Origin of the sequence: Xanthomonas sp. D-109 (assembly GCF_017746095.1) — a bacterium.
GTDB classification, from domain to species: Bacteria; Pseudomonadota; Gammaproteobacteria; order Xanthomonadales; family Xanthomonadaceae; genus Xanthomonas_A; species Xanthomonas_A sacchari.
The window spans coordinates 14283-33258 of record NZ_JAGHWV010000007.1 but is presented as its reverse complement, the minus strand read 5'-3'; the positions used below and the strand labels follow the sequence as shown (position 1 = coordinate 33258).

Here is an 18976-nt window from a genome sequence, read left to right as displayed (position 1 = left end):
TTAAGTCCGCGTGAGGCGGCGCGGGCGTCATGTCGGGGCAAACAGCCACGATTAACCTCGGTGCAGAAGTCCCTCACATGGCGCTGTGTATGGTGCGCGCCAGTTCCACGAATTCCCTGTAGAGGAAGCGTCATGTCGGTCGTTCTGTACATCGGTGGCAGCAAGGACGGAGAGAAGGGCGTGGTGCCCTACGGTTTCCGCAAGTCCATGAAGGAAACCGAGGCAGGCCCGGAGATCTATGTCGAGCGCGTGCTGGCGCTGAGCGACCGGCAGGTGCGGATCATGGCGCTGGAATCGCTGCAGGACGATATCGTGGTAGAACGCTTGCATAGGTATTATTCGCGTTGACGCCGGCGTGCGAACCCCGGTGTGGTCGCCCGCCTAGACGGGCCAGCGACGGTTCGCATCGACCTGCCATCGACCATGCCCGCACCAGAAACCAGCAACACCTCGGCGCCGCCCACGACCGTCGACTCGAACGCCCCCACCGACATGTCCAACCAGCGCAGCGATATCTTCTTCGCTGCGGTGCAGACCACGCGCATGCCGATGATCGTCACCGACCCGCGGCAGCCGGACAATCCGATCATCTTCGTCAACCGCGCGTTTCTGGAGATGACCGGCTACAGCCACGAGGAACTGATCGGCAACAACTGCCGCTTCCTGCAGGGGCCGGACACCGACCGCGAGACCGTACGCAACGTCCGTGAGGCGATCGCCATGCACGACGAGGTGGCGGTGGAAATCCTCAACTACCGCAAGGACGGGTCCAGCTTCTGGAACGCGCTGTACATCTCCCCGGTCTACGACGACCGCGGCGAACTGGTGTACTTCTTCGGTTCGCAGTTGGACGTCAGCCGCCGTCGCGACGCCGAGGACGCCCTGCGCCAGGCGCAGAAGATGGAAGCGCTCGGCCAGCTCACCGGCGGCATCGCCCACGACTTCAACAACCTGCTGCAGGTCATGTCCGGGTATTTGGAATTGATCGAGCATGCGGTCGAGAGCGATCCGCTGAATCCATCGCTGCTGCGCAAGAGCGTGGACCGCGCGCGTGACGCCGCTGGCCAGGCGGCGCGCCTGACCCAGCAGTTGCTGGCGTTCGCGCGCAAGCAGAAGCTGGAAGGGCGCGTCCTCAACCTCAATGCCCTGGTCGCCGGCATGAGCGACGTGGCCGAGCGCACGCTCGGCGACGGCATCGCGTTCTCGCTGGAACTGTCGCCGGACCTGCGTAATTGCCGGATCGACCCGACCCAGGCCGAGGTCGCACTGCTGAACATCCTGATCAACGCGCGCGACGCCATGGCCGACCAGGCCGCGCCGCGCCTGGTGATCCAGACCCGCAACGTCTCGGTGCGCGCCGACGAACCCACCACCTACGACAACCTGCTGCCCGGCCACTACGTGTGCGTGTCGATCACCGACAACGGCAGCGGTATGCCGCCGGAGGTGCTGGCGCGGGTGCTGGACCCTTTCTTCACCACCAAGGAAGAGGGCAAGGGCACCGGCCTGGGCCTGTCCATGGTCTACGGCTTCGCCAAGCAGTCCGGCGGCGCGGTGCGGCTGTATTCGGAGGAGGGCCACGGCACCACCGTGCGCCTGTACTTCCCGATCGACGACAACGTCGAGAACATGGCGCCGCGCGATTCGCGCACGCGCCGTCCGTTCGACCGCCAGGGCGACGAGACCATCCTGATCGTCGAGGACCGGCCCGACATCGCCGAATTGGCGCGGTTGTTCCTGGAGGACCAGGGCTATGCCACGCACGTGGTCTACAACGCCCGCGAGGCGCTGGAACTGCTAGACACCGGCGTGCACGTGGACCTGCTGTATTCGGACCTGATCATGCCGGGCGGCCTCAACGGGGTGATGCTGGCGCGCGAGGCGCGGCGGCGCCGGCCCAAGATCAAGGTGCTGCTGACCACCGGCTACGCCGAGTCCTCGATCGAACGCACCGATGCCGGGGGCAACGAGTTCGACGTGCTGGCCAAGCCCTACAACCGCCAGGAGCTCACCCGCAAGGTGCGCATGGTGCTGGACGGCCCTAACGGGGTGAGCTGACGCGACAGGTCGGCGCGCGCCTGTCAACGGGTTCCCCGACGGCGCGCGCACTGCGAAAATGCGGGTTTTCCGCAAGGCGGCTTCGGCCGGACGCAATGCACGACACTCAGCTCGCCCAGCAGATCGCCAACACCATCGCCGCCGAGATCGGCGCGCAGCCGGCGCAGGCGCGTGCCGCCATCGCCCTGCTCGACGAGGGCGCCAGCGTCCCGTTCATCGCGCGCTACCGCAAGGAAGTCACCGGCGGTCTCGACGACACCCAGTTGCGCAATCTCGAAGTCCGCCTGACCTACCTGCGCGAGCTGGAGGAGCGCCGCGCCGCGGTGCTGGCCAGCATCGCCGAACAGGGCAAGCTCAGCGACGCGTTGCGCGCGGAGATCGTCGCCGCCGACACCAAGTCGCGTCTGGAAGACCTGTACCTGCCCTACAAGCCCAAGCGCCGTACCCGCGCGCAGATCGCCCGCGAGGCCGGGCTGGAGCCGCTGGCCGACGGCCTGCTGGCCGATCCGGCGCTGGTGCCGGAGACCTTCGCCGCCGGCTTCGTCGATGCCGACAAGGGCGTGGCCGACGTCAAGGCCGCGCTGGAAGGCGCGCGCGCGATCCTGATGGAGCGCTGGGGCGAGGATGCCGCGCTGGTCGGCGAGCTGCGCAGCTGGCTGGGCGAAGTCGGGGTGATCCGCGCCCGTGTGGCCGAGGGCAAGGAGCAAGAAGGCGCCAAGTACCGCGACTACTTCGATCACGCCGAGGCGCTGGCCAAGATTCCCTCGCACCGGTTGCTGGCGCTGTTCCGCGCGCGCCGCGAGGAGATCGTGTACCTGGAACTGGATCCCGGCAGCGAGGCCGAGGCCGGCCACCAGTACGCCGAGGGCCGCGTGGCGCTGCGCGCCGGCATCGCCAACCAGGGCCGCCCCGGCGACCGCTGGTTGCTGGATGCGTGCCGCCTGACCTGGCGCGCCAAGCTGCACATGCACCTGCTGCTGGACCTGTTCAACCAGGCGCGCGAAAAGGCCGAGGCCGAGGCGATCGCGGTGTTCGGCGACAACCTGCAGGACCTGATGCTGGCGGCACCCGCGGGTCCGCGCGTGACCCTGGGCCTGGACCCGGGCATCCGTACCGGCTGCAAGGTCGCGGTGGTCGACGCCACCGGCAAGCTGCTGGCCACCGATACCATCTATCCGCACGAGCCGCGCCGGCAGTGGGATCAGTCGCTGCACACGCTGCGGCAGCTGTGCACGCAGCACGGCGTGGAACTGATCGCGATCGGCAACGGCACCGCAAGCCGCGAGACCGACAAGCTGGCCGCGGACCTGATCAAGCAGAATCCGCAGTTGAAGCTGGAGAAGATCGTGGTCAGCGAGGCCGGCGCCTCGGTGTATTCGGCCTCCGAATTCGCCGCCAAGGAATTTCCGCAGCTCGACGTGTCGCTGCGCGGCGCGGTGTCGATCGCGCGGCGCCTGCAGGACCCGCTGGCGGAACTGGTCAAGATCGAGCCCAAGGCGATCGGCGTGGGCCAGTACCAGCACGACGTCGACCAGTACCGCCTGGCGCGGGCGCTGGACGCGCGGGTGGAGGACTGCGTGAACGCGGTCGGCGTGTACGTCAACACCGCCTCGGCGGCGCTGCTGTCGCGCGTGTCCGGGCTGTCGTCGAGCGTGGCCGAGAACATCGTGCGCCATCGCGACGACAACGGCCCGTTCAAGCGCCGCAAGGATCTGCTCAAGGTACCGCGGTTGGGCGAGAAGACCTTCGAGCAGTGCGCCGGCTTCCTGCGCATCGCCGACGGCGAGGAGCCGCTGGACGCCTCGGCGGTGCACCCGGAAGCCTACCCGGTGGTGGAGCGCATCGTCGGCACCACCGGCAAGCCGATCAAGGCGCTGATCGGCGATGGCGGTTTCCTGCGCGGGCTCAAGCCGGACCAGTTCACCGACGAGAAGTTCGGCCTGCCGACGGTGCGCGACATCCTCAAGGAACTGGAGAAGCCGGGCCGCGACCCGCGCCCGGAGTTCAAGGCGGCGCGTTTCGCCGACGGCGTGGAGGACATCAAGGACCTCAAGCCGGGCATGGTGCTGGAGGGCGTGGTCAGCAACGTCGCCGCCTTCGGTGCGTTCGTCGACATCGGCGTGCACCAGGACGGCCTGGTCCACATCTCCGCGCTCTCGGACAGCTACGTCAAGGATCCGCGCGACGTGGTCAAGGCCGGCGACATCGTCAAGGTCAAGGTGCTGGAAGTGGACGTGGCGCGCAAGCGCATCGCGCTGACCCGGCGCCTGGACGATACGCCGGCGCCGGCGCGTCCCGCCGACCGCGACAGCGGCGCCGCGCGAGGTGCCGGCGGCCCGCCACGGCGCGAGCGCGACGGGCGCGGCACCCCGGGCGGCGGCAACGCCAAGCCGCGTCCGGCCGCCGCGGCTGCGCCGGTCAACAGCGCGCTGGCCGATGCATTCGCCCGCGCCAAGCGCGGCTGAGGTTCAAGGAAAAAGGAGAGCCGGCGCGCCTGCGCCGGTCGATCCGATGACGGCCGCACGGTGCGGCCGCGTGGCGCGCCGGATCAGGCCGATTCGGCGCTCGGGCTCGGGTCGGCGGTCAGCGCGACAGCTGCCGGCTCCACCAGCGACGCGGCCAGCCCGAGCAGCTTGACCGGATCCACCGGCTTGCCCAGGTGCGCATCGAAGCCGGCCTCCAGGGCCAGCGCGCGGTCTTCGCTGCGCACGTAGGCGGTGAGGGCGATGGCCGGGATGCGGCTGGCCGCACCGGCGCCGCGGGCGCGAACGCTGCGGATCAGGCTGTGGCCATCGCGGCGCGGCATGCCGACGTCGCTGACCAGCAGCGCATAAGGGCGCTCGCGCAGCAGCGCTTCGGCATCGTCGGCGCAGACCGCGGCCTCGACCACGGCACCGGCTTCCTGCAGGAAGCGCTGGGTGACGCCGCGCGAATCCATGTCGTCGTCCACCACCAGCACGCGCACGCCGTCCAGGCGGATGCCGCCACGCCGCCGCACGGCGCTGGACAGCGCCGCGTCATTGTCGCGGTGGATCGGGTCCAGGGGCTGCAGATCGTTGCGCGGCAGCAGCAGGGTGAACGTGGCGCCGAGACCGACGCCGTCGCTGCTGACAGAAAGTTGGCCCTGGTGCAGTTCGGCCAGCTGCTTGGCGATGGCCAGACCCAGGCCGAGGCCGCCGGCACTGCGCGTGCTGCTCGCATCGGCCTGACGGAAACGGTCGAATACGTGCGGCAGGAACACCGGGTCGATGCCGATGCCGGTATCGCTGACGGCGATGCGCACATGGGTGCTGGTGCTGTCCAGGGTCACCGTGACCTTGCCGGCGCTCGGGGTGAACTTGATCGCGTTGCCGATCAGATTGGTCAGCACCTGCTGCAGCCGCACCGGATCGCCCAGATAGGGCAGGGCGGTCGTGTCGTCGGCGACCAGCACGATGTCGATGCCCTTGTTCTGCGCGCCGGGGCGGGCCGCGTCGATGGTGTCGCCGAGCAGCGTGCGCAGATCCAGCTCGTCCGTATCCAGGCGCACCTTGCCGGACAGGATGGCGCTCATGTCCAGCAGGTCGTCGATGATCTGCGCCTGCGCGTGGGCGCTGCGTTCGATCACCTCCAGCCCCTTGCCCAGATCCTTCTCGCGTACCGAGGCGTCCTGCATCAGCCGCGACCAGCCCAGGATCGCGTTGAGCGGCGTGCGCAGTTCGTGGCTGAGCGTGGCCAGGAATTCGTCCTTCATGCGGCTGGCGCGTTCGGCGTCGCCGCGCGCGCTCTGCTCGGCGGCGAGCAGCTGCTGCAGGCGCAGATCGGTGCCGCGGCGCTCGATGATGATGCCGGCCAGGTGCGAGGCCGAGCGCGCCAGGTCCTGTTCGTGCGGGTTGGGGTAGTGCACGAATGGGTAGTACATCGCGACCACACCCAGGACCTCGCCGTCACTGGCCAGGATGGGGGTGGAGCAGCAGGCGACGATGTCCGCCTCCAGGGCGGTGGCGAGATAGTCCTGCCAATGCGGGTTGACGCGCACGTCGCTGCACAACACCTGCCGGCGCAGGTAGGCGGCGCGTCCGCAGCAGCCGGTGTTGGGATCGATCGGCAGGCGCTGCACGGCCTTGCGGAAGCTCTGCGGCATGCTCGGCGCGGCGCCTTCCAGCAGGCACTGGCGGTGCTCGTCGACCAGCATGATGGTGCAGCGCAGGCCGACATCGCTCTGCGACTCGATGCCGCGCGCGATCGCCTCCAGCACCGCGTTCAGCGGCTTGCCGGTGGTGATCATCTCCAGCGCGGCGCGCTCGGCCGCGGTGGCGTTCTCGATGCGCTTGCGCTCGGCGATGTCCAGCAGGGAGCCGATGAAACCGAGGAACTGGCCGGACGAACTGAAGCGCGGCGTGGCGCTCGCCAGGCACCAGCGATACTCGCCATCGTGGCGGCGCAGGCGGTATTCCAGCGTGTAGGCGCGGCGGTCGGCGCAGGCGCGCGCCAGGGTGCGGCCAACCGCGGCCAGGTCGTCGGCATGGACCTGTTCCTGCCAACCGCTGCCCAGCGCTTCCTGCTCGCTCTGCCCGGTGAACAGATACCACTGGCGGCTGATGTACTCGCAGTCGCCGTCGGCATTGGACATCCAGATCATGACCGGCGCGTTGTCGCACAACTGGCGGAAACGCAGTTCGCTTTCCTGCAGGCGCTGTTCCGTCAAGCGGCGGTCGTGGATGTCGGTATTGGTGCCGATCCAGCGCACGATGCGGCCGCTGTCGTCGCAGATCGGCAGGGCGCGGCCGAGGTGCCAGCGGTACTCGCCGTCGTGGCGGCGCAGCGGATATTCGATCTCGTACGGCCTGCCGCTGCGCAGCGCCTCCGGCCACACCTCCATCACCCGCGCCAGGCCTTCCTCGGTGTGCACATGGCGCCAGCTGTCGTATCCGGCTTCGCCAACCGGCAACCCGGTGTACTCGTACCAGCGCCGATTGAAGTAGTCGACGTGGCCGTCCGGCATGGCGGTGAACACGATCTGCGGCATCGCGTCGGCCAGTTCGCGCAAGCGCGCGGCGCTGTTGGCCAGTTCTCTCTGCGCGCCGGCGCGTTCCATCGATTCCCAGCAGCGTGCCGCCACCAACCGCACCAGCTCGATCTCGGCCGAAGTCCAGACCCGCGGCTGGGCCTGGTGCACGCCGATCGCAGCGACCAGGCGACCGGCTTTGTGCAGCGGCGCGGTGAGCACCGCGCGCAGGCCCAGGCGTAGGTAGTTGGGATCGTCCACGCGCATCGGCGGCTGGTGGGTCTCGGTGTCGTGCACCACCCACGGCCGGTTCTCGCGCATGCACTCCAACAGATCGCCGCCGAAGTCGCTGAAGCGCGAGCGCCCGGTCAGGTGGGTGGCGCCGTCGACGTAGTCCGCACGCACGTCGAACGCGTCCTCGTCGGCCTCGACGATCGCGTAGGCGCAGCGGTTGGCGCCCAGGTGCTGGCCGAGCAGGGCGGCGCCGGTCTCGCAGATCGCTTCGGCGCTGTGCAGGTTCTGCAGGGTGTCCTCGAGCATCAGCAGGAAGCTGTCGTGCGCCTGTGCGCGCGCCTGCTCGGTGCGGTCGATGCCATGCACCAGGATCCCGCTGACCTTGCCCTCGGCGTCGTGCATCGGCTGGTACACGCATTCCAGCGTGGTGTCCGAGGTCGCTTCGTGCGGACTGCGGCACAGCTGGAAGGTCATCGACTCGTCGATGAACGGCACGCCGCTGGTGCGGACATTGTCGAGCAGGCGGATGATGCCTTGTTCCTGGATTTCGGGAATGGCCTCGATGAGCGGCCGGCCGACCACCTCGCGCGGCCCGACCAGTTGCTGGTAGCGCTGGTTGACGGTTTCGATCACGTAGTCCGGGCCACGCAGGATCGCCAGCGCCGCCGGCGATTGCTCGAAGGCATCGGCCATCTGCGCGCGTTGCGCTTCCAGTGCCTTCAGCAGCGCATCGCGCTCGCGCGCCAGGGTGATCCGCGCGGTGTCCTCGGTGCACACGCACAGCACGCCGGCGATGTCGCCGTCGTCGTCGAACAGCGGGCTGTAGGAGAAGGTGAAGTACACCTGCTCGCTGTAGCCGTTGCGCAGCATGGTCAGCGGGATGTGTTCGTTCCAGGTCGATTCGCCGCTGGCCATCACCTGGTCGGCCTGCGCCCGGACCTCGGGCCACACGTCCGGCCACACCTCTTCCATCGGCCGCGCAAACCCTTGCGGGTGCCGCAATCCGAGGATCGGCACGTAGGCGTCGTTGTACAGGTTGAACTGGCGCTCGCCCCAGCGCACCGCCATCGGGAATCGCGAGTTCAGGCAGATCGACAGCGCGGTGAGCAGGCTCCGCGGCCAGTGCTCCATCGGACCCAGTTCGTGCTCACGCCAATCGATGGCGCGCAGCAAGGCGCCCGTGGCGCTGCCGGCGGGAAACCGGACAGGAGGCGGCGAACAGTCCTTGGCGTTGATGGCTGAATCCCTCGAATCGTCCCCGCCAGGCGGCGGGCTTACGATCGAGGATTCTCAGGGGCGTGCGGTCGTCTTGGCGTGAGCGTCCTGCAGCGCCTTGATCAGCTGCTCGGACAGATAGGGTTTGGTCAGCACCACGCCGGCGGCGAAGCCGGGGGGCAGGGTGTCGGCGGCGACGCCGGTGGCGAGCACGAAGGGCGTGCCGCGGTCGGTCAATGCCCGCGCCACCGGTTCGCTGGTTTCGCCGGCGGTGAGGCGGAAGTCGAGCACGGCCCGGTCCGGGCGTTCGCTGTCGATCAGCGCAAGCGCCTGCTGCACGGATGCGGCGACGCCGACCACCTCGGCACCGGCCTGGGCAAGCTGCAACTCCAGCAGCGTGGCGTTCATCTCGTCGTTCTCGACCACCAGGATACGCAGGCCCCGCAATGCCGACATCGCTTGCTCGTTAAGGTTTGGGAACAGAAAGTATAGCGGGACCGTCACAGCCGCCGCCTAGACAACCGACACAGGAAGATGAAGCGTTTACCTGTGCCTGCCTTCACATGTGGTGGTCGTGCAAAAACAAACGGCAGCCGAAGCTGCCGTCAGTCCTGGTGCCGAAGGTGGGACTCGAACCCACACGCTTTTAAGGGCGGCGGATTTTGAGTCCGCTGCGTCTACCGATTCCGCCACTTCGGCGCGGCCGCGGAGTATAGCCGACACTTCGGCTCGGCCGCCAGCGCATTTGTGCTCGCCGTCCTTGGGCAGGGCAGGCGGGGCGATGAGCGGCCGTGGTGGCTGCCGAGCGTTTCTCTATATAGATGTATTGATGGGTCGGCGCCGCGTTCGGCACCTGCGTGCATGCTTCGCACGTATATGGCGTTGTGCGGATATCGGCAATTGCAGGCGATCGGTGGCCGGAGCCTCTGCCAGGCGCTTTGGCGCTGCCCGCGGGTTGCATCCAGCGCTCGGTGCGAAGTGCGTACGCCGCAGAACGCAGGGACGCAGTGGATTTTGCGGATCGCGGCGAGCGCCATTGCGACGTCGCGAACGTTCCGCAAAAAAACGCTTGCGTGTGCCGATCACGATCGTTAATATTCCGCTCCTCGCAGCACGTGGGGCCATAGCTCAGCTGGGAGAGCGCTTGCATGGCATGCAAGAGGTCGCCGGTTCGATCCCGGCTGGCTCCACCAACTTTTCGGACATAGGCCGTCCGCAAAAGCGACATCGTTAACAGCGTCCCCATCGTCTAGAGGCCTAGGACATCACCCTTTCACGGTGGCGACCGGGGTTCGAATCCCCGTGGGGACGCCATTTTTCAGCAGGAATTCCTCGCGCGCATCCGGGTTCGGCTCTGCCGAACGCAATGAGTGCGGGGTTTGTACATCGGAAGAAAGTCGGGTAAGATTCCGCTTCTGCCAGTACACGTGGGGCCATAGCTCAGCTGGGAGAGCGCTTGCATGGCATGCAAGAGGTCGCCGGTTCGATCCCGGCTGGCTCCACCAACTTTTCGGACATAGGCCGTCCGCAAAGCAACATCGTTAACAGCGTCCCCATCGTCTAGAGGCCTAGGACATCACCCTTTCACGGTGGCGACCGGGGTTCGAATCCCCGTGGGGACGCCACTTTTCGAAAACACCCGGCATTGCCGGGTGTTTTTTTATGCGTGCGGCGGTCGTGTGCGGTGTCCTGCAGTGCTGTGGGCAGGGCGCTGGACGCGGGTGGATCGATTGCTTTTGCTTCGGGCGGAGCGGCTTGTTCTGTTTGCCGGGAGATGGCGGCTTCGGCAGACATGACAGTTCGTGCGCGATGCGTGAGCTGTGCGTGGCTGGCCGTACCCTTACCCCAACCCCTCTCCCGGAGGGAGAGGGGCTTTTGCTTCTTCCTTCTCCCTGCGGGAGAAGGTGCCCCGAAGGGGCGGATGAGGGTCCGGCCGCTCATGGCATTTGACCGTGCAGACGTGCGCCATGGCATTTCGACCGCACGTGGCTGCGCCCGTACCCTCACCCCAACCCCTCTCCCGGAGGGAGAAGGGCTCTTGTCCTTCTCCTTGAGAGAGGGCTATCGCTGTGCCCACTCAATGCAGCAGCCGGCGGATCTGCAGGATCGCCTGCGGCGTACGTTGCACGCTGTGTCCGGAGACGATGACGGTTTCCGAGGCGGCGCCGGGCAGGTGGGCGCTCCAGTACGGCACGATGCCGTCGCTGGATTGCGCCAGCGGCACGCGCGGATCCTCCTGCCCGATGATGGAGTGATAGGTCACCTGCGGCGAGATCGGCAACTGCGCCGCGGCGAGGATGAAGGGATCGTGGTCGCTGAGGCTGTCGATGCTGTTGGGCAGGGCGCCGAGCATGTCCTTGCCGGCGATGTCCTTGAATTGATCCAGCACGCGCCGGGGCAGGCCGATCACGGCGCGTGCCAGCTCGCCGAGCGTGCCGGCGGCCTCCGGGGTGCCGCGGTGCGGGGTGGCCAGGAAGATCGCCTCGGACACTTCCGGCATCGGCGCGAAATGCAGCATCGGTCCGAGCCTGGCCTGCAGCGCCTGGCGCGCCTGTGGATCCAGGGTTGCATCGTCGAACAGGGTGCGCCACAGGCGGTCGCCTTCGCTGGAGGACACCATCAGTCGTGCCAGCACGCCGCCCATGCTGTGCCCGATCAGTACCATGTCATGCGCGGACACGCTGCGGCGTTGTGGATCGAGCCGGTCCAGCGTCTGCTGCAGCGCCGTGCGAACCTGCAGATGGGTGTAGGGAATCGGCAGGTTGGTCGGGTAGTACACCAGCCAGATCTGGTAGCGCGCGCGGACCTGCGGATCGCCGAGCAGGTCGTTGGCCAGGTTGACCCAGGCCTCCGGGCTGCTGGCCAGCCCGTGCAGCAGCACCAGCACGCGCCGGTGCGGGTCGTAGGGCTGGGTCAGGAACACGTGCGGCCGGTCGATGCCGTGCCCGAGGCCGAGCAGGGTGAGCAGCGACTGCGCGGCGAAGCCGGCGCGCGCCATCCACACGCCGTAGCCGGCGCTGAAGTTGGCGGCCAGCGGCACGTCGATACCGCCCATCGCCACCCGCTCGCCGAGCGAGGGGTCGTGGACCTCCACGTGCGCGCCGTGGCCGGACAAGACGTCCGTGAGGGTGCGGCCGTCGAAGCGCAGCAGCACCGTGAGATTGGGCGTGGGCATGTCGCTGTAGGCGGGAGCAGCGTCGGCATCGGCCATGGCGTCCGCCGCCGGCTGCGGCAGGACCGCGACCATTTCCGCGCCGAAGCCATCGCGCCGATACACGCTGCGCAGCCCGTCGAAGCGCAGGTCGCCGGCCGCCAGCATCGCCTCGGGCATCGGCATGTCCTGCGGGCTGCCCACGCCGCTGGCATCCAGTGTCACCGTCCAGTCGGGCAGGGCGGCGATCTGCGCGCCGGCGTCGTGCGTGGCGGGGGGATGCCGCCGGTAGCGCGCGAACAGCGCGGTCACTGCCTGCTGCACGGCGTAGTTGTAGTAGTCGCGCACCTGGGTCTGGCGTTCCTCGAAGGCGCGTTCGCTGGGCGTGCGTGCGCTGAAGAACAGATAGGCGTAGGCGTAACGCGCGGTCTGCAGCCAGGCGGCCAGCGTGGCATCGCTGTCCGGAAGTTGCCTGGCGGCGCGTTGCGCGGCCAGGAGCGACATTTCCGCCGCCGTCGCCAGGGTACGCTCCTGGTCCATTTCGGCGTTGCCGAGCAACCGGTCGATGCACGGCGGCGCCTTCGCCGTGCAGCTTGCCGCGTCCAGGCCCGCGACGTTGAGCGTCTGCAGCGCGGCATCGCTGGGGCGCGCGGCGCTCAGCGCGTCGCCGCGCTTGGCCTGGATGTAGCGCGCCGCATCCACCCGCTGCAGGGTGACGCTGGCGCAGCCGCCGGCGCACAGCGCCATGCACAGCACGGCGCAGGCCAGGATCGCGCGGTGCCAGCGCTGCCGCCTCACGCCGCGACCTTCGCCGGCCTGCCGGCGCGGCGTGCGAACAGCAGGTCGTACAGCACCGGGATCACCCCCAGCGTCACCAGCGTGCCCAGGGCCAGGCCGCCGATCATGGTGATGGCCATGCCGGTCCACAGCGGACCGGCGAACAGCATCAGCGGGATCAGGCCGACGATGCAGGTCAGCTTGGTCATCACGATCGGGCGCAGGCGCTTGACCGCCGCGGCGATCACCGCCTCGTGCCGGCTCAGGCCATCGGCCAGTTCGGCCTCGATCCGTTCGAGCAGCAGCACCGCGTTGTTGACGATGATGCCGGCCAGCGCGAGCAGGCCGAAGGTGGCCATGAAGCCGAACGGATAGCCGGTGACCAGCAGGGCGAGGGTGGCGCCGATCAGCACGAACGGGATGCTGGCGACCACGATGAACAGTTTGCGGAACGAATTGAACTGCCACACGAACAGCAGCAGGATCGCGCCCAGCGCATGCGGCATGTACTGCAGCAGCGCCTGGTTGGCTTCGGCGGCGTCCTCCAGCTCGCCGCCCATCTCGATACGATAGCCGGGCGGCAGGCGCAGTGCCGCGACCTTGTCGGCCAGCGCGGCCACCACCTGGTCGGTGGTCAGGTCCGGATTGCGGCCGGTGATGGTGATGGCGCGGCTGAGGTTGCGGCGCTGGATCGTCGAGGGCTCCGAACCCAGCTGGATGTCGGCGAGCGCCGACAGCGGTAGCGGTGCGGCGCCGGAGGACGGATAGATCGGCGTGTCGCCGGGATTGCCGCCGCGCGCACCCGGGCCGCTGTCGCCGCGCAGCACGATCGGCACGCTGCTGCCGTCGTCGTGGATCACCGAGGCGTCCACGCCGCCGTAGCGCAGTTGCAGCGCCTGGGCGATGTCCTCGCTGGCGATGCCGGCGCGCCGCGCCTTGGCCTGGTCCACCTGTACCACGTAGCGCGGAATGCGGCTGTCCCAGTCGTCGCTGACGTCCAGCGTGCCGGGCAGGGCGCGCAAGGCGTCGGCGATGCCGGCGGCGAGGCGGCGCAGTTGTGCCTCGTCCGGGCCGATCACGCGGTAGATCGCCACGCCGGATTCGGTCGAGCCCAGCGAAAAGCGCTTGGGCTCGGCGCGCACCGCCGGATAGGCCTGGCGCAGGTGCGTGCGCACCTTGGCGATCAGCGCGTCGATGTCGCTGCCCGGCTGCACGCTGACGGTGAAGTAGGCGATATTGGCCGCCGGCAACGGCGGGTTCAGCCCGAGCACGATGCGCGGGCCTCCATCGGCGACGTAGCCGATGCTGTCGACGATCTGCGGGTTCTGCCGGCGGTCGGCCAGCCACTGGCTGATCGACTGCACGGTGTGCAGGGTCTCGCGCGCATCGCTGCCCGGTTGCAGGGTCACCGGCATCTGGAACTGCAAACGGTCGGACTTGGGCAGGAAGCTGTACGGCACCGAGACCAGCACGGTTACCGCCAGGGCGAGCAAGGCGAGCATGCTGCCCAGGAACAGCGCCTTGTGCGCCAGCAGCGCCTCGATCGCGCGCCGGTACAGGCGGTACGGCTTGGAGGTGTAGCTGTCGCCATGGCCGTCGGCCGGCGCGGCATGCGCGCGGGCGAAGTACATGCACAGCAACGGGGTGATGGTGATGCTGAGCAGCCAGGAGCCGAGCAGGGTGACCGCCAGCACGATCGCCAGCGAGCGCATGTACTCGTTGGTGCTGGTCTGGCCGAAGAAGAACGGCGAGAAGGCCAGCACGATCACCAGCGAGGAGGTCAGCAGCGGGATCGCCAGGCTGCGGCCGGCGGCCTCGCAGGCGGCGCGGCGTTCCTCGCCGGCGGCCAGGCGCCGTTCGATGTCCTCGGCAATGACGATGCCGTTGTCCACCAGCAGGCCCAGCGCCAGGATGATCGCGGCGATGGACACGGTCTGCAGTTCCACGCCCAGCACCCGCATCACGATCAGTGCGCCGAGGATGGTCAACGGTACGATCGCGCCGACGATCAGGCCGGTGCGCCAGCCCAGGAACAGCATCACCACCGCCATCACGATGACGATGGTCTCGCCCATGACGTGGTGCATCTTGCCCATCTCGCGCTCGACCACGTCGGCCTGGAAGGTGACCACGTGCTGCGCGAAGCCCACCGGCAGCGCCTTGGCGGTTTCGCCCAGGGTGCGGCGCAGCGCCTTGCCGACCTCGGCGACGTTGTTGCCGGGCGCCATCGACACCGCCACCACCACCGCCGGCTGGCCCTGGTAGATCGCGCCGGCCTCCGGCGGATCCACCGGCATCAGTTCGATGCGCGCCAATTGCGCCAGCGGGATCTGCCGCGGGCCGTCGGCGCCCTGTGTTGCGATGGGGGTATTGCGCAGCGCGTCCAGGTCGCGCACTTCGCCGGAGGTGGTCACGGTCATCGCCATGCCCGACGCGGCGACCAGGCCACCGCCGGCGACCACGTTCTGCGCGCGCAGTTGCTGCGCGATGGCGGCAGGAGTGAGGCCGGCTTCGCCCAGCCTGGTGCGGTCGAAGGCGACGTAGACGCGCTCGTCCTGCAGGCCGTGGAAGGTGACCCGCTCGACGCCCGGCACGGCGTAGAGCTGTGCGCGCATCTGCCGCAGCGGTCCGAGCATCTCGGCGGTGTTGAAGCCGGGCGCGGTGACGGCGATCGAGGCGATGGCGACACGGCCGAAGTCGTCGTCCACCAGCGGGCCCTGGGTGCCCGCCGGGAGTTCGGCACCGGCTTCGGCGGCCTTGCTGCGTACGCGCTGCCACAGCGCCGGCAGGTCCTTGACGCTGTCCTGCGCGGTGACCTGCACGATGGCGCTGCCGGGATGGATGGTGGTGACGATCTTCTTCAGCCCGCTGACTTCGCGCAGACGTTCCTCCAGCGGGCGCGCGAGCAGGTTCTCCACGCGCTCGCTGGGCATGCCGGGGAAACCGACCTGCACGATCGCGTCGCGCACGGTCACGCTCGGTTCCTCCTGCGACGGGAAGCCGAGGAAGGTGACGATGCCGCCGATCAGGATCAGGGCGGCGCTGAACAGCGCCAGGCGGCTGGATTGCAAGGTGGCGCGGGTCAGGTTCATGGCGAGACGGTGCCGAGGCGGGTGGTAGGACGGAACGGCACGACGTGCTGACCGTCGTGGAGGAAGGCGGCACCGGCGGCGACGACGCGCTCGCCCGGCGCCAGGCCGCGCAGGATCTGCACACGGTCGCCGTCGCTGTGCCCGGTGACGACCCGGCGACGACGCACACTGCCGCTGTCCTGGCGGTACACGAACACCATGGTGTGGCCATCGGCCATGCTCGGGAGCAGCGCGCTCAGCGGTACGCTCGGCGCCTGATCGGCGGCGCTGTCGGGCAGGGCCAGCAGCAGCGATTCGCCGCTGCGCGGCTGCGCGGCATCGGCACTGTCGCTGTCGAACAGCGCCTGTACGGTGGCACCGCCGTCCACGCGATCGGAGACGCTGCGCAGGCGCAACGGCAAGCTCTGCTGCGGCGCGTTGCTGCGGTAGGCGAGGACGCGCTGGCCGGGTTGCAGCGCCGCCGCACGATCGGCCGGCAAGGTCGCCAGCACCTGCGCGCGATCCGCACCGTCCAGCTGCAGCACCGGCTGGCCGGCGCTCACCAGGGTGTCGGGCTGCTGCAGCCGCGCCACCACGCTGCCGTCGAACGGCGCACGCAGTTCCGACTGGCGCACCGCGCGGCGCGCCAGCGCCAGGTCCGACTGCGCGCTGCGCACCCGCGCCTGTGCCGCGGCGAAGGCGCTCTTGGCTGCGGTCAGGGTGGCCGCAGACGCGGCGCCGTCGTCGAACATGGCCTGCTGCTGGGCGAGCTGGGTCTGTTGCTGCTGCAGCTCGGCCGCGGCGATGCCGACGCCGGCCTCGGCCTGCTGCAGGCGCAGGCCGTTCGGTTCCGGGTCCAGGTGCGCGAGCACCTGGCCGGCGTGCACGCGGTCGCCGACATCCACGGCGATGGCGGCGATGCGGCCGCTGCCTTCGAAGCCGAGATCGGCGCGTTGTTGCTGGCGCGCCTGGGCCAGGTAGCGCGTGCTGTCGTGCGCGGCGTCGTTGCCGACGGTTTCCAGCTTGACCGCGCGTGGCGCGTCGGGGGGCGGTGCGGCCTCGCGGCCGCAGCCGGACAGCACCAGCGCGGCCAGCGGCAGGCACAGCGAGAGAAGCAGGGTGGGGCGCAGCGTCATGGTCGGCGATGTCCGAAAGCGATCAGAAGGTGTAGGTGACGGTGGCGCCGCCGCCGGCAGCGGCGCGGCGACGCACCACCGGGCTGCCGTCGGCGGGGCCGACGTAGCGGGTGGCATCGAGCAGCAGCGAGGCGGTCCAGTGCGGCGACAGGGTGTGATCCCATTCGGCGCCGACCGAATAGGCGTACACGCCCGCATCGGCGCGGTGCGGTTGCAAGCCGCTGGTCGCGCTCTGCGCATCGGTGACGCCGAAGTACGCCTGGTTGAAGCGGCGGTCGCCGATGTGCGCGTCCAGGTCCAGGGTCACGTTGTCGGCCGCGGCCTGCAGCAGGGTGAAGCGCGCGCCGGCGCGGTAGCGGTTGCGGCGCGCGCCGTCCTTCAGTGCGAACTCGGCTTCGGCGTCCAGTGCCAGGTATGGAGTGAGTTGCTGCATGACCAGGCTGCGTGCGGTGATCGCGCCGGGTACGTCGCCCATGCCCGCCAGGCGTTTGGAGCCTGGGCGCCAACTGCTGTTGCGTTGCAGGCGGCCCAGGTCGTAGCCGAACGACTGGCTGGCGGAGAAGCCGTGCGCGTTCTGGAACTGCACGCCGGCACCGCGCAGCGTGTCCGCGAACAGGATGCCGCGCTGTATCGAAAACACCGGCACCGCCTGCACGCGGTCGTCGGCGGAGCCGGGATAGCGCGGGGTCAGCATGGCGCCGGCGCCCACGCTCACTTGGGTGCGATCGCCGAGCAGGCCGGCGTTGGATGCCGGGTCGGGGTCTGCGGCGTGCGCCGCCGATGGCAGCGCCAGCACGGCGGCGGTCAGTGTCGGCGACAGAAGGGAGAGAACGTGCTTCATCGGGGCAACCTCGTGCGGGGGGAAGTTTTCAGGGCGCGTGCGGCAGCGGCACGCCGTAGAACGCGCGGAACAGCGCGATGCGATCGAGCAGCAGGTCCTGACGCGCCTGCACATGCGCCAGTTCGGCCTGCGCGGCCTGGATGTCGCCGGCCAGCAGCTCGGGGCGGTCCTGCAGGCCTTGCGCGACGCGCTGCTGCAGGCGCGCCACGCGCTGGCGTTCGCGTTCGAGATTGGTGCGTTCGCCGCGTTCGCGCTGCTGCAGCGCCGGCAACGCATCCAGCGCATCGGCGACCTCGCGGAACGCCGCTTCCACGGTCTTCTCGTAGTCGGCCACCGCGCCGTCCTTGCGCAGCTGTGCGATGTCCAGGTTGGCGCGGTTGCGGCCGCCGTCGAACAGCGGCAGCACCAGTTGCGGCATGAAGCTCCAGGTGCGGCTGCCGGGCATGAACAGGCCGTTCAATGCCTCGCTGGCGGTGCCCAGCGAGGTGCTCAGCCGGATCGACGGGAAGAATGCGGCGCGCGCGGCGCCGATGTCGGCATTGCGCGCGCGCAGCTCTGCTTCGGCCTGGCGGACGTCCGGGCGTTGCAGCAGCAGCTGCGAGTCGAGATCGCGCCAGGCGCGGCCGTCGTCCTGCTCGGCGCCGGGCAATAGCTCCTGCAGGGTGCCGGCGCCATCGGGCGCGGCGTAGCCGGCGAGCAATTGCACGGCGCGGCGGGAGGCGGCGCGGTCGCTGGCGGCCTGTTGCGCGCGCGCCTGCGCCTGGTCGTCGTCGTGGCGCTGGCGGTCCAGCGCATCGCGGGCGATCAGTCCGACCGCCTGCTGGCGCGCGGCGATCGCCAGCAGCGCGGCACTGCGCTCGGCGATGGTCTGCGCCTGCTGCTGGCTCTGCAGGGCGGCGCGTTCCAGTGTGTAGGCTCGCAGGACTTCGGCGATCAGCGCGCCGCGCGCCGCCTGGTGGCCTTCTTCGGAGGCCAGGTAGCGCTGCTGCGCCGCCGCCGACAGCGAGGCCAGCTTGCCGAACAGGTCCAGTTCGAAGCCGTCCACGCCCACTGCGACGGTACTCAGCTTCTGGCCATAGCGTGCCTGCGTGGCCGCGTCGCCGTAGTCGCGGCGCGTGCCCTGGGCATCGAGGCCGAGCTGCGGCAACTGCTGCGCGCGTTCGATGCGGTACTGGGCGCGGGCCTGTTGCACGGTCAGCACGGCATTGCGGAAGTCCGGGTCGTGGGCCAGCGCCAGGGTGACGAGTGGGGTCAGGTCGTGCTGCGGCGAGAACGCGCGCACGAATTGCTGCTCCTGCTCGGTGAGTGCACTGTCGCTTCGGCCAGGGGCCGCGGCCACGGTTGCGGTGGTCGCGCCCAGGGTGGATGGCAGTGCGGTTTGCGGGCGCTGGTAGACCGGCGCCAGAGAGCAGCCACCCAGGGCAAGTGCGAGAAGCCCGAACAGGGCGTGGGTGCGACGCAGGCGGAGCAGCGGGGACGGTAGAATCATGACGGCGGTCGGGTGAT

The 18976-nt window shown here is 69.3% G+C and carries 10 protein-coding genes and 5 tRNA genes; 7 read left to right on the top strand and 8 right to left on the bottom strand.

Going from position 1 to position 18976, the window contains the following annotated elements; translation table 11 throughout:
* Positions 1-132: 132 nt before the first annotated feature.
* The 3 genes from J7357_RS07785 (at position 133) to J7357_RS07775 (ending at position 4523) form a co-directional block, all read left to right on the top strand.
* Positions 133-348, top strand: a complete 216-nt coding sequence (locus tag J7357_RS07785) for a hypothetical protein (protein ID WP_017907884.1) — start codon at positions 133-135, stop codon at positions 346-348.
* Between the two features lie 144 nt (positions 349-492).
* Positions 493-2058, top strand: a complete 1566-nt coding sequence (locus tag J7357_RS07780) for a hybrid sensor histidine kinase/response regulator (RefSeq protein WP_244667371.1) — start codon at positions 493-495, stop codon at positions 2056-2058.
* Between the two features lie 95 nt (positions 2059-2153).
* On the top strand, positions 2154-4523 hold the full coding sequence (locus tag J7357_RS07775; RefSeq protein ID WP_209245690.1) for a Tex family protein: 2370 nt from the start codon (positions 2154-2156) through the stop codon (positions 4521-4523).
* 83 nt (positions 4524-4606) lie between these two features.
* On the opposite strand, the gene J7357_RS07770 is transcribed toward J7357_RS07775, so the two are convergent.
* From J7357_RS07770 to J7357_RS07760, 3 genes are all read right to left on the bottom strand, one after another.
* The gene (locus J7357_RS07770) at positions 4607-8410 is read right to left on the bottom strand and encodes a PAS domain-containing protein (protein ID WP_244667364.1); all 3804 of its coding nucleotides are present in this window, start codon (positions 8408-8410) and stop codon (positions 4607-4609) included.
* A 159-nt stretch (positions 8411-8569) separates the two neighbouring features.
* A complete protein-coding gene (locus tag J7357_RS07765; RefSeq protein WP_209245688.1) occupies positions 8570-8950 on the bottom strand; it encodes a response regulator in 381 nt (126 codons plus the stop codon).
* A gap of 156 nt (positions 8951-9106) precedes the next feature.
* Positions 9107-9193: transfer RNA gene (locus tag J7357_RS07760), tRNA-Leu, on the bottom strand.
* A gap of 418 nt (positions 9194-9611) precedes the next feature.
* Here J7357_RS07760 and J7357_RS07755 point away from each other — a divergent pair.
* From J7357_RS07755 to J7357_RS07740, 4 genes are all read left to right on the top strand, one after another.
* Positions 9612-9687, top strand: a tRNA-Ala gene (locus J7357_RS07755).
* Between the two features lie 45 nt (positions 9688-9732).
* Positions 9733-9808 (top strand) — tRNA-Glu (locus J7357_RS07750).
* A 115-nt stretch (positions 9809-9923) separates the two neighbouring features.
* A tRNA-Ala gene (locus tag J7357_RS07745) sits at positions 9924-9999 on the top strand.
* Positions 10000-10043: 44 nt separating this feature from the next.
* Positions 10044-10119, top strand: a tRNA-Glu gene (locus J7357_RS07740).
* Between the two features lie 452 nt (positions 10120-10571).
* Here J7357_RS07740 and J7357_RS07735 read toward each other — a convergent pair.
* Genes J7357_RS07735 through J7357_RS07715 form a run of 5 tightly spaced genes read right to left on the bottom strand, consistent with a single transcriptional unit; the run spans position 10572 to position 18959 of the window.
* A complete protein-coding gene (locus J7357_RS07735) occupies positions 10572-12443 on the bottom strand; it encodes an alpha/beta hydrolase (RefSeq protein ID WP_209245687.1) in 1872 nt (623 codons plus the stop codon).
* On the bottom strand, positions 12440-15514 hold the full coding sequence (locus J7357_RS07730) for an efflux RND transporter permease subunit (protein WP_209245686.1): 3075 nt from the start codon (positions 15512-15514) through the stop codon (positions 12440-12442). The genes J7357_RS07735 and J7357_RS07730 overlap by 4 nt, the downstream gene beginning before the upstream one ends.
* Positions 15511-16629 (bottom strand): efflux RND transporter periplasmic adaptor subunit, encoded by a 1119-nt coding sequence (locus tag J7357_RS07725; RefSeq protein WP_209245685.1) that lies wholly within the window; start codon positions 16627-16629, stop codon positions 15511-15513. The genes J7357_RS07730 and J7357_RS07725 overlap by 4 nt, the downstream gene beginning before the upstream one ends.
* 22 nt (positions 16630-16651) lie before the next feature.
* Positions 16652-17470, bottom strand: coding sequence for a MipA/OmpV family protein (locus tag J7357_RS07720; RefSeq protein WP_209245684.1), 819 nt, complete (start codon positions 17468-17470; stop codon positions 16652-16654).
* Between the two features lie 28 nt (positions 17471-17498).
* A complete protein-coding gene (locus J7357_RS07715) occupies positions 17499-18959 on the bottom strand; it encodes an efflux transporter outer membrane subunit (RefSeq protein WP_244667363.1) in 1461 nt (486 codons plus the stop codon).
* Between the last annotated feature and the right edge of the window lie 17 nt (positions 18960-18976).